This window comes from Arcicella sp. LKC2W (assembly GCF_034931005.1).
Classification (GTDB): domain Bacteria; phylum Bacteroidota; class Bacteroidia; order Cytophagales; family Spirosomataceae; genus Arcicella.
This window is the reverse complement of sequence record NZ_JAYGIN010000038.1, coordinates 22011-32578: the sequence shown is the minus strand read 5'-3', so window position 1 is coordinate 32578 and position 10568 is coordinate 22011. Positions and strand designations below refer to the sequence as shown.

Sequence of the window (10568 nt, the reverse complement as noted above, 5' to 3'; positions counted from 1 at the left end):
TACAAGGACAGACAGTTGAAAAACTTAGAAAAAATGGCTAAAAAAATGGGAATGAGCCTACAAAAAACTCAATCTTAAATTACTAACAATCAGGCACTTAAAAAATCGGTTGTAGGAAGTGGGGGCGGACGGAATTGATTGAACTTTGGGAATTCTTTTGTGCTTTTGTTTCGGCGGACGGAAACTGCCAAACATTTGTAAGTAATTGAAATTCAGTAATTTATATCGGCGGACGTTCGGGCAGACGAGTTTCAAAGCCCCCACCTGCCACAATACTTTTACGTTGGCGGTAATACCAAGAGACCCCGTACTTCAAACAAACCTACTTGACAAATTCCTCACCCCATTTATGCAACTCATCGACAATTGGTTTTAGTTTTTGACCTTTTGCTGTTAATGAATATTCTACCGTTGGCGGGACAGTTGCAAAGACCTCTCTTTTTACAATCTCATTGGCTTCCATACTCTTCAACTCTTTGACCAACATTCTTGTATTTATGTTAGGAATTGTTCGTTCCAATTCACTAAATCGTTTTGTGCCATCTAACAACGTTGAGATTATTGGAATTGACCATTTACCACCCATAATATCTAAAACTTCTTTCAAATTACACTTGTGCGTAACTTTTTCAATTTTTTTTCTGATCATAACTTATTGATTTTAAGCATTGCTATACTTTATGTTATTACTTACCAAAAGTGTAACTACTTGCAAAAGTAAAGTGTTGATTTTACTTTTGCAACACAATTTAAAAATAAAATAAAATGAGCAATTCAAAATTTACAGCCGAAAACACGGCACTATTACTAATTGACCACCAAGTAGGAACGATGAAACTGATTAGAAACATTCCTTTGGAAGAAGTTCAGAAAAAAACTTTGGCATTAGCTAAAATGGCAAAGGTTCTTAATATTCCTGTCGTTTTTACAAGCAGTCAAGAGTATGCGGCACAAGGTCCATTGATGCCCGAATTTGAAAATATTTTGCCCGAAGCATTTGCAGCAAGAATCAAAAGAGAAGGCATTGTAAACTGTTGGGAACATACAGCTTTCCGTGATGCGGTACTTGCCACAGGAAAGAAAAATTTGATTATGGCAGGTGTTACCACCGATGTATGTTTAGTTTATCCTGCAATTAGTGCCGTTGAAGAAGGGTTTAATGTGCAGGCAGTAATGGACGCTTCGGGTTCGCCATTTGATTTGAGCGAAAACCTGAGCCAACAAAGAATGGCAAAAGCAGGTGTTGTTTTAACAGCAACAAATACACTTATGGCAGAAATTGCACAAGACTGGGCAAGACCAGAAGGTGGCGAATTGTTAGGGATTTTATTTACAGATGTATTGCCATCAATGGCTTAATATTTAAACAAACAATAAAATGAACAGTAAAACAAAAAACATTATCGCTTGGGTACTTACAGGGTTAGTTGCACTTATTTTTATCGGTAGCGGTATTTTTAAACTGACTGGTGGCAATGAAGAAATGGCGAAAGGACTTGGTGGAAGTTCTAATCTTTTAATCCTTGGAATTTTAGAATTAATTATTGTTGGTTTATTTCTATTTCCACGAACTGGGGTAGTGGGTGCTTTGTTAGCCATAGCCTACATTGGCGGTGCAATAGCAGTACATTTTACAACTAATCAATCAGTATTGCCTCTTGTAATTATTCAGATTTTAATTTGGGTTACAAGTGTTTTAAGGTTTCCCGAACTTGGGCAACGCTTATTCCAAAATTTAAACGCACCACAATAAAATTACCAACCAAAAATGACAAGAGCAGAATTTATCATAAAAAGTGGACTTGCTGGACTTAGCACCATTTTTGGTTGGTCATTTTTTAAAGAAACCAATAAAAAACAGAATAATATGTTTATCATCAATAAAGCCTCTGAAAGACAAAAAGCAGGACACGGCAATTTCAGTATCAATATTGTTATCCCAGGTCGCAATGCCAATAACGGAGATTTAGGATTTTACAATTTAGGGAGGTTTGACGATGCACACCTCAAACCCGGTGCCTTTATCGGAATGCACCCACACAAAAATGATGAAATACTTACTTTGATGCGACAAGGTACAATGTTACACAAAGATAGCACTGGCAAAGAAGTGGCAGTAACGCCACAAAACATTATGCTAATGAATGCAGGAAGCGGTATTCACCACGAAGAAAGTATTCCTGTGGAAAAGTATAAGGAAGATGTTCGTTTGTTGCAAATTTTTATTCGTCCAGAAAATGAAAATGACACACCACAAGTTCAGTTTGCGAATGTTGGAGAATTAATTTCTAACGAATGGCGACTTGTAGCAGGTTCAAAAGAAAGCAAAGCACTTTTAGAAGTAAAAAGCAATATTTTAGTTTACGATATTGAATTAGAGAAGACTACTATTGAGTTGCCAAAATCAATTTATAAAAACACAGCTTATTTTATCTATGTTTTTGATGGAGAAATAAATGTTGCCCAATCAAAATTGGACAAAGGAGACAGCCTTATTGTGGAAGATGAAAAGCTAAGAATAGAGGCAACTACAAACAGTACAATAGTTTGTTTTGTGATAGACAAAGATGCTGTTTACACAAGGAATGGTATGTATAGTGGAATGAATAGGTAAAACAGACAACTAAAAACAAATTGAACAATGCGTAAAATTATTTTACTTTTTATAGCTTTTTCTTTGGCAAGTGCATCTTTTGCACAACATAAAGCCGATAGTTTAGCAATGCTAAAACCAGCAAAACCAAGCCCACCAATAGGAGTAGAATTTTTTGCTGGTAACAATGATTTAGCTTTTCAAATGATGGTCAGCAAACATTTTTCACCAAAAAGTAGGTTTGGTTTTTTCAATGTTACTCAATTTGTTGGTGATTATGCAACAACAAACCAAAAAAATTCATTTATTTCTCAGTCATTTCTGACAGCCGACATTTGGAAAGGCTTTTCTATAAATACAGGTGTAACAATGAACTATATGACAGGGTTTAGACCATCTGCTGGCTTGCAATATGTTTTTGCAAATCGAAAATTTACAGCGGTTTTATTACCTCGTTTTGACCTTACTCAAACATACAATTTTGAAACTTTTGGACTTGTTGAATATAAACCAAAATTTAAAAACAATTGGGGACTTTATTCAAGAGTTCAAGGGCTATACAACCACAACACTAAACTTGACACTCACAACCGAAGCTATATTTGGTTAAGAGTTGGTGCATCTTATAAAAATTATCAATTTGGTTTAGGTAGCAACTTTGATTATTATGGACCTTTAAAAATTAATGAAAATAGTATGGGTGTTTTTGTACGAGCAGAACTGTTTTGATGTAACGTATTGACTAAAAGGTACTACCGCTAATAACTAAGCATTCGTCGTGGCTGAAAGCCATGCGATGAAGGCGATGTTGAACTTAATCTCTGGTAGCGGTCGGCTTCGGTGATTTCTTTTATGGAGTTGTCGTTCGACTTGAAGATATTTGGAAGAGCAGGTTTTCGCCTGCTTTTTTGCTTTTTAAGGCTTCAGAGGGTTGAGAGAGCCATTTTCAATTTTATAGGCATATAAATTCCCTTACCCATAAATTAACTTTTATGGTTGCTTTCATTTTGGCAATCGCCCAAATAAAATGTTGGCGGTCCTCGTTGGTCAAAAACCGCTATGGTTACCAAATTTCCTGTTTTACAACACCTACATTTTCTGTTTAGGGTTTGATAAACTTGTTTCTCCGCAGGCTTTATGTTAAAATTCGCCTGTATCTGCTTAAACTTCTCTCGCTTCCATGTACTGCTGAGTATCCCGTAATGCGGAACGCCGCCCGGCCGAATTCTCACGTAGCGTTTGGGTAGAATATGTTGAGCAAAACGACGAATAAATTCCTGATGAGTCAAACTCATTTCCTTCTTTTCGCCTTGACTGCGGTAATCTTTATAAGAAAAAGTAACTCGTTCTTCGTCAATGGATTTTAAGCGGTGATTGCTGATGGCAACCTTGACTTGGCGTCCCCGTGGTGTATCTACCTAAATATTCCACCACCGACTTTGGCGAGCCAAAAGGGCGTTTTGCATATACAATCCAATCCTTCTTGAATAGTGATTCTCGAAGTTCTTTATTCAGTTCTACCTTTTGCGATAAAATCCCCACATATTTAGCTCTGAACACCTTACTCAAAGCTTTTACTGGAAACAAAAACTTACCGTCACTACAGATAGATTGCCAATTACCTTTTCCATCTACTCCACCACCTGGCACAATACAGTGGATGTGAGGATGTAAACTCAAATTCTGCCCCCACGTGTGTAGAACCGAAATCATCCCCATTTGAACGCCCTTTTTTTTGCCAAAAGTCTCCATGGTTTGCCAAGAAGCTTGAAACAAACTATCATAAACCTCTTTGGTTTGGTATAAGGCTAATTGGTTTAACTCTTGGGGTAAAGTAAAGACCAGATGGAAATATGGAACAGGTAATAAGTCAGATTCTCTTGCTTGTATCCATTCCTCTTTTTTATGTCCTTGACACTTATTGCAGTGTCTGTTTCGACAGGAATTATAGCTAATACTGATATTCCCACAGCTATCGCAAGCATCTATATGACCACCTAAAGCAGCAGTTCTACAACGTTCAATAGCCCAAAGTGTCCGTAATTGCCACGTATTTAATCCCAAATCAGAAACCCTTTTCCCTAAACGTTGAAGAACTTGAGCTACTTCGTACTCGGACTGCATTCCTTGAAGAGTGTATCTAAAGGACTGAATGGTTTTACTCGACCATTTTGTGCAATATGCGGAGTGCCGCCCAGCAAATACTCCATTGTTGTCTCAATATTCTCGTGACCCAATAAATCCTTCAACGTGATTATATCAAGACCATCTTCTAACAAATGAGTCGCAAAACTATGACGAAGCGTATGCACGTGGACGTTCTTCAAAACTCCAGCTCGCTTGGCAGCCTCTTTTACAGCCCGGGGACGCCCAGTCACTGGACTCCTTTTTGAGAATATCTACTGTCGAACTCACCGCCTGCTCTACCGTTAATTTGTCCTCCAAAAAGATATTCAGTAGGTTGTTCGGCTGAAATGTACTTCTTTAAACCACGAATCAAATGGTCTGAAAGTGGGACGTATCGGTCTTTCTTACCTCGATTCGGCGTACCGATTACCTTGAACGACTTTCAAATTCTTGCGGTCAAAGTCTAAATCGGCTAAACGAATACTTCGCACTTCAAGACAGCGAAGACCGCAACCGTAAAGCAAGCCAATCAAAATGCGATGTTTGAGCAGTGGACAATGCTTGAGCATAGACCAATCTTCCGCCTTACTGAGTACCACGGGCAGTTTCTTTTCCTTTTTAATCTCAGGAAGATGAAGATAAGAATAAGGTAAACCTTCCGTTTTTAGTAAAAACCGAAGTCCGTAAACGGTATGCTTAAAATACGTTTGGGAAGGGGTTTTAGACCGCTTTTGAAGCATATACAGATATTCATGTATCTGTTCCTGTCGGAACGCCGAGCGGTCTAATAAAGTAGGGATTTGCCCATAATGAAGGGCAATGGCAGCAACATGGCGAGCGTAATTCTCAAAGGTACTTTTACTTCTACCTAAAATAGAAATATTACGCTCGAAACGATAAAGAAGAGCTTCAAAATCAGCTACTTCTACTTTTGCACGATGAATCAGTTTATCAACGTGTAATTCATCAACATTCTTTTTTTGTCATCTTAAAAATAGTTTGTAATTTATGCAAAGATAGAACTTGAGGGGCAAAAGCTAGCAGAGGTTTAGTTCAACATTGTATTTGCGAAAAGTGGGCGGACGGAAGTGATTGAACATTAGTAGTTTAATGATGCATTTGTTTGGGCGGACGGAAGATTATGAAGCATTTGGAAGCGATTTTAGCATTGGAACAAATCTGGGCGGACGTTCGGGCGACAGTGTTTCAAATCCCACTTCTTCGTAAATACTTTTACGTTAGTGGCAAGTTTCCCGAACCACAAACCGACAACAAAATAACAGACTGACAACAATGAATAGAAAAATAGCCATAGTTACAGGAGTTAGTCGTTTGAAAGGAATTGGTTATGCAATTTGTATTGAATTAGCCAAACGCAATTTTGACATTTTTTTTACTTATTGGACAACTTACGATAATCAAATGCCTTGGAAAGTAGGCTCTGACGAACCAAATCAAATTCAAAGTGAAATTCTAAATCTTGGTGTAAAGTGCGAGAAATTAGAATTAAACCTTGCACTAATAAATTCAGCAGAACTACTATTCAACGAAGTTCAAGACAAATTGGGACAAGTATCAGTTCTTGTGAACAATGCGACTTACAGCATACAAACCGACATTTACAATTTTTCAGCAACTGAGTTAGACAAACATTATGAAATCAATCTAAAAGCAACAACTTTGCTGACAATAGAATTTATTAAAAGGTTTACATTACAGAAAGGGGGAAGGGTTATTAACTTGACTTCGGGACAATCATTGGGAGAAATGTGTGACGAGATTGCTTATGCTGTAACAAAAGGTGCAGTTGAAACTTTAACAAAAACTATTTCTCAAAAAATTGCGACAAAAGGAATTACAATTAACGCAGTAAATCCAGGTCCGACAGACACGGGTTGGATGGACGAAAATTTGACAAAAATAATTCTTGAAAAATCACCAATGGGACGAATTGGAACACCAAAAGACGCATCAAGTCTGATTGCATTTTTGGCAAGTGACGAAGCAGAATGGATAACAGGACAAATTATTCACTCGGAAGGTGGCTTTACGAGATGAAAACCTGCTACTAATAACTAAGCCTTTGTCGTGGCTGCAAGCCATGCGATGAAGGCGATGTTGAACTTAGTCTATGGTAGCGGTCGGCTTAGTTAGTTTCTTTTATGGAGTTGTCGTTCGACTTGAAGATATTTGGAAGAGCAGGCTTTCGCCTGCTTTTTGTTTTTGGGGCTTCAGAGTGTATGATGTAGTGAATGATACAGGAATATACAGTTACAGCATTATCTACGATTCTTCACAAAACCGCAAACTGTGGCTTTTTTGCCCTATTTGCGGTTATTTTCTTGAGTACGACAAATATATTGGGGGTCTGACAATATTAGGTAAAGCGTTACAATGTCTGTCAGACAAACCAATATCTTCTTAAAACGAAAATCCAAATTTATCTTTTCCTAATACACAACTTCCATCTTTTAAAGTACAGGTTTGGTATTTTAATTTACCTTCGATAATAGCTTTCGCTTTTTTTATTTTTACTTTTTGAATAAAAATAGCCTTGTGTATAAAATAAGAAACTTGACCTTTCCAGTATGAATCAAAATGTTTTTGAGGTTTTATAGCTTTTAACTTTCCCACTAACTCAAAAGTATCACTTTCATTAAACACAGCTTCAATCGGAATTGGACCTGGATTAAGGTGGTTTTCTACTGAATATAGTTTCCAGTCTTTGTCAATCGTGGCAGTGAAAGTCAATTCAATGGTTTCTCCGACTTTTGGTGTTGTTTTATTGGTTGTAAATGTAAATTTTGCTGGTTTTATTATTTGAGAATATCCCGTTTGAATAAAAATAAAATGGAATAATAAAATGAGAATGATTGGATTCTTTTTCATAATTGAGGATTAATAATAGCTTAAAAACAGTCATCGAAAAAGATGACTGTTTCAGCACTACTAAATGGATTCTAAATTGTTTTTTTATGAATGCGAAGTATAGATAGCCGTAGTGCCTGAGCCAATAATTAGGACATTGGTAATTTCTTTTTCCATCGAAAATGTATATGATGTTTATGAACCTTAACAGATTGCCAATTTTTCTTAAACCTATTATGAATAACACTATCTTTCATCAGAACTATGATTTAAGTAAAAAACTGTCACGGCATTGCTGTGACAGTTTGACTAATCTTGGGTAATATTACTCTCTATCCAAATCAACTTTTAAGACAACGCCCCCATCTCCAACGAAATAACCTATACGTTCGGTTGGGAATGAAATATCATATAAAATTTCAGAACGCTGAGATTTACTTAATTCGTCTGACCATGTTTTTCCACCATCTTTAGACCTGAAAATTTGCCCTAAATGTCCTGCTGTCCATAGTTCATTTCCGTCGGTAGATGAATGTACCCCGTAGAGATAAAAAACGGAGTAATATTTATTGGTTAAGTCCGTAAAATTGCCATGAATATCTATTTTATAAACGAATGCTTTGTCGGCATTAGGAGTGTTGCCTTCACCACCACCTACAATGTATCCGTAAAGACTATTGATGAATTTAATTTTATAAAAGGCTCTACTGCCTGGAGTGGTTAATTTCTCCCAAGTTTCACCCCCATTTTGTGTTTTTAGTAATACTCCATTAGGTCCAACAATCATTGCCGTATTGCTACTAATAATGGTAATATCTCTTAAATTTGAGCTTACTCCAGAAATTTGTTGTGTCCAAGTATTTCCCCCATCATTAGTTTTATAAATAAGTCCAGCGTTACCAATGACATAACCTATGTTTTCATCAAAAAAACGGATAGCGGTAAAGGTTTTAACGGTTGAATCAAAGTTTTTATTTACCCATGACACACCACCATTTTGGGTTTTAAGCAAGGCTGTTTTTCTGGCGGCTACGGTTGTTGAAGTTGCCGTGCGTGCGTTATACGTACCTAATATCCAACCATTTTGACTATTTTGAAAATAAATTCTATTATAAACGATGGTGGTATCAATCATACTTTTGGCAGTATCCATTGGGATAGGAAAGGATTTTGTCCATGACTGCCCTCCATTAGCAGTTCTGTACATTCCACCTGTTGTTCCAACGGTGAGTCCATTGGAAGCATCAAAAAAGTGAACCGAACGTAAATTTTCAGTTGTACCACTATGTTGAAGGTTAACATAGATATTACTTTCGGCTTCTCCAGCTTCCACTTCTACTTCTTTACAAGCAGAAAAAATTAGCGGAAAAAGGGCTAAAACTGCTCCCTTTTTCCATAATTGATGATTATTTTTCATTATCATTTAGTGATATTAGAATTCAAAACTTAATTCGGCAGTGATGGAATTTCCTGTTAGTCCATCGCTTCGCTTGTAATGTGCATATCTTAAATCTAATGACTTTACATTGAGAAATTTATGAAATGGAACAAGACGAAGCGTACCCCCAATTTTTTGTGATTGAAGTTGAGATAAGTCAAAATCACTGGTGTAATATTGGTCAGTCAACAAATGCCGTCCGTAGCCAGCAAAATAGTCAGACGATGATTGTGCATGAACCTTTACGAAGGGTGAAATAGTTACTGCCCGAGTTACCTTTAGAGGAACGGTGAGGTCAAATGTAGCGGAGTTGATACCCCAATCATCTTTATACAATCTCAAGCTTGTTCGGAGTACGACAAATTTATTAAGAAACCAGTTGAAACGTCCATAGATAGCCAATTTGTGTCTTAGTCGTGGAAGTTTTTCAGTAGCAACGGTTTTAGAATATTCATCAATCACTCCGTCTTTGAAATATACTCTGTAAAAGGGAGTGTTAAGTAGTCCTTTTTGGAAGATGGCATCAAGCCCAATGAGAGCATTCATTTTTTTGTTAATATTGAAAGCGTAATTGGCTCCGATGGCGTTAGAATAGCGATTATCTACGCCATAAGTTTTTCCATCTTTTGTTTTTGTATCTCCACTATTAACAATGGGTATTGCATTTGGATTTATCTTAGTTCCTTTATCAGAAGCACTTGTTCCTGCGTCATACGCTTCGTTTGTATTTCTAAACTCTCCTGGATATATCAACATCCAAGTATCCATAATTGAGTTAAATTTAAACGATAAGACCGACCCAGAAGAAGGGTTTATTAAAGAATGAGAATAACCCAGCGTAAGGGAGTTTACATCATATTCTTTTGAAAAACCGACGTATGGAGACATGGTTTTTGTCTGACTTTTATTAGAAAAATCAATACCGATTCCTCCGTAAGTACGTGTTTCATCTACGCTAACACCACTACTTCCAGAACTGGCAGATGTTTTGTATTTGTCAATATCCAAATAAGAAGCTGCTGTAAAATAATCTAATCCACCACTCAATTTAACACCAACATGTTTACTTACTGGTAAAAATATACTTCCCTCTTGAGTATAACTATATAAATCTTGAGAGCCTTTTCCGCCGTTAGTTGCCCCATGCTCTCCGTCTTGCTCGTAATAGTTACTTAATAAACTAACTTTAATCGGTTTTTTCTCGCTTTCTACTTCTTTAGTAGGTTGAGTTACTCTATTTTGTGAAAACCCAATACACGCATAGCACACCAATGCCATTGTTAGGTTTAGTCTATTCTTAGTCATTTTCTTTCGTTTTATTGATTAATTACAGCCACATCCCCCACCAATTTTGCCACCTTCTCCGCCAGATGCCCCCTCTCGATACGTGAAACCTTCTGATTCTGCTTTTTCGACAGATAATGGACTCTGACTCATCGTATAGTCGTTTACGTATTGTCTTTGATATGGTTTAACAACCGAACAACTGCTTGCTCCTAAAGTTAATAATGCTAATAAAAGGTATATGCGTTTCATGTTTGC

Annotated in this window: 12 protein-coding genes and 1 pseudogene; 5 read left to right on the top strand and 8 right to left on the bottom strand. The window is 36.9% G+C overall.

Annotated elements, in window-relative coordinates; translation table 11 throughout:
* Nucleotides 1-322: 322 nt before the first annotated feature.
* Nucleotides 323-649 carry a helix-turn-helix domain-containing protein gene (locus VB796_RS22605; protein ID WP_323348867.1) on the bottom strand — a complete coding sequence of 109 codons (327 nt, stop codon included), beginning with the start codon at nucleotides 647-649 and terminating at the stop codon, nucleotides 323-325.
* Nucleotides 650-765: 116 nt separating this feature from the next.
* On the opposite strand from VB796_RS22605, the gene VB796_RS22600 reads away from it, so the two are divergent.
* Genes VB796_RS22600 through VB796_RS22585 form a run of 4 tightly spaced genes read left to right on the top strand, consistent with a single transcriptional unit; the run spans nucleotide 766 to nucleotide 3322 of the window.
* Complete coding sequence (locus tag VB796_RS22600) at nucleotides 766-1359, top strand: isochorismatase family protein (protein ID WP_323348866.1); 594 nt, start codon at nucleotides 766-768, stop codon at nucleotides 1357-1359.
* Nucleotides 1360-1378: 19 nt separating this feature from the next.
* Nucleotides 1379-1753: a DoxX family protein gene (locus VB796_RS22595; protein WP_323348865.1), complete on the top strand. Its 375-nt coding sequence runs from the start codon at nucleotides 1379-1381 to the stop codon at nucleotides 1751-1753.
* Between the two features lie 15 nt (nucleotides 1754-1768).
* On the top strand, nucleotides 1769-2614 hold the full coding sequence (locus VB796_RS22590) for a pirin family protein (RefSeq protein ID WP_323348864.1): 846 nt from the start codon (nucleotides 1769-1771) through the stop codon (nucleotides 2612-2614).
* A gap of 27 nt (nucleotides 2615-2641) precedes the next feature.
* Nucleotides 2642-3322, top strand: coding sequence for a hypothetical protein (locus VB796_RS22585; RefSeq protein ID WP_323348863.1), 681 nt, complete (start codon nucleotides 2642-2644; stop codon nucleotides 3320-3322).
* Nucleotides 3323-3576: 254 nt separating this feature from the next.
* Here the strand turns inward: VB796_RS22585 and VB796_RS22580 are convergent.
* From VB796_RS22580 to VB796_RS22570, 3 genes and pseudogenes are all read right to left on the bottom strand, one after another.
* A pseudogene (locus VB796_RS22580) lies at nucleotides 3577-4717 on the bottom strand (IS91 family transposase).
* Complete coding sequence (locus VB796_RS22575) at nucleotides 4696-4971, bottom strand: tyrosine-type recombinase/integrase (protein WP_323348862.1); 276 nt, start codon at nucleotides 4969-4971, stop codon at nucleotides 4696-4698. The pseudogene VB796_RS22580 and the gene VB796_RS22575 overlap by 22 nt, the downstream one beginning before the upstream one ends.
* Before the next feature lie 153 nt (nucleotides 4972-5124).
* Complete coding sequence (locus tag VB796_RS22570) at nucleotides 5125-5460, bottom strand: hypothetical protein (RefSeq protein WP_323348861.1); 336 nt, start codon at nucleotides 5458-5460, stop codon at nucleotides 5125-5127.
* A 553-nt stretch (nucleotides 5461-6013) separates the two neighbouring features.
* Here VB796_RS22570 and VB796_RS22565 point away from each other — a divergent pair.
* Nucleotides 6014-6778, top strand: a complete 765-nt coding sequence (locus VB796_RS22565; RefSeq protein WP_323348860.1) for an SDR family oxidoreductase — start codon at nucleotides 6014-6016, stop codon at nucleotides 6776-6778.
* Between the two features lie 363 nt (nucleotides 6779-7141).
* Here VB796_RS22565 and VB796_RS22560 read toward each other — a convergent pair whose 3' ends face one another.
* From VB796_RS22560 to VB796_RS22545, 4 genes are all read right to left on the bottom strand, one after another.
* The gene (locus VB796_RS22560) at nucleotides 7142-7609 is read right to left on the bottom strand and encodes a protein-disulfide reductase DsbD domain-containing protein (protein ID WP_323348859.1); all 468 of its coding nucleotides are present in this window, start codon (nucleotides 7607-7609) and stop codon (nucleotides 7142-7144) included.
* Nucleotides 7610-7913: 304 nt separating this feature from the next.
* Nucleotides 7914-9005, bottom strand: coding sequence for a WD40/YVTN/BNR-like repeat-containing protein (locus VB796_RS22555; protein ID WP_323348858.1), 1092 nt, complete (start codon nucleotides 9003-9005; stop codon nucleotides 7914-7916).
* A 15-nt stretch (nucleotides 9006-9020) separates the two neighbouring features.
* Nucleotides 9021-10331 carry a DUF3570 domain-containing protein gene (locus tag VB796_RS22550; protein WP_323348857.1) on the bottom strand — a complete coding sequence of 437 codons (1311 nt, stop codon included), beginning with the start codon at nucleotides 10329-10331 and terminating at the stop codon, nucleotides 9021-9023.
* 18 nt (nucleotides 10332-10349) lie between these two features.
* A complete protein-coding gene (locus VB796_RS22545) occupies nucleotides 10350-10562 on the bottom strand; it encodes a DUF4266 domain-containing protein (RefSeq protein WP_323348856.1) in 213 nt (70 codons plus the stop codon).
* Between the last annotated feature and the right edge of the window lie 6 nt (nucleotides 10563-10568).

What these genes read in the sequence shown, in the direction of transcription:
- VB796_RS22600 (WP_323348866.1), top strand. Translation starts at nt 766, where the DNA reads ATGAGCAATTCAAAATTTACAGCCGAAAACACGGCACTATTACTAATT.
- VB796_RS22595 (WP_323348865.1), top strand. Translation starts at nt 1,379, where the DNA reads ATGAACAGTAAAACAAAAAACATTATCGCTTGGGTACTTACAGGGTTA.
- VB796_RS22550 (WP_323348857.1), bottom strand. Translation starts at nt 10,331, where the DNA reads ATGACTAAGAATAGACTAAACCTAACAATGGCATTGGTGTGCTATGCG.
- VB796_RS22590 (WP_323348864.1), top strand. Translation starts at nt 1,769, where the DNA reads ATGACAAGAGCAGAATTTATCATAAAAAGTGGACTTGCTGGACTTAGC.
- VB796_RS22570 (WP_323348861.1), bottom strand. Translation starts at nt 5,460, where the DNA reads ATGCTTCAAAAGCGGTCTAAAACCCCTTCCCAAACGTATTTTAAGCAT.
- VB796_RS22545 (WP_323348856.1), bottom strand. Translation starts at nt 10,562, where the DNA reads ATGAAACGCATATACCTTTTATTAGCATTATTAACTTTAGGAGCAAGC.
- VB796_RS22560 (WP_323348859.1), bottom strand. Translation starts at nt 7,609, where the DNA reads ATGAAAAAGAATCCAATCATTCTCATTTTATTATTCCATTTTATTTTT.
- VB796_RS22605 (WP_323348867.1), bottom strand. Translation starts at nt 649, where the DNA reads ATGATCAGAAAAAAAATTGAAAAAGTTACGCACAAGTGTAATTTGAAA.
- VB796_RS22555 (WP_323348858.1), bottom strand. Translation starts at nt 9,005, where the DNA reads ATGAAAAATAATCATCAATTATGGAAAAAGGGAGCAGTTTTAGCCCTT.
- VB796_RS22585 (WP_323348863.1), top strand. Translation starts at nt 2,642, where the DNA reads ATGCGTAAAATTATTTTACTTTTTATAGCTTTTTCTTTGGCAAGTGCA.
- VB796_RS22565 (WP_323348860.1), top strand. Translation starts at nt 6,014, where the DNA reads ATGAATAGAAAAATAGCCATAGTTACAGGAGTTAGTCGTTTGAAAGGA.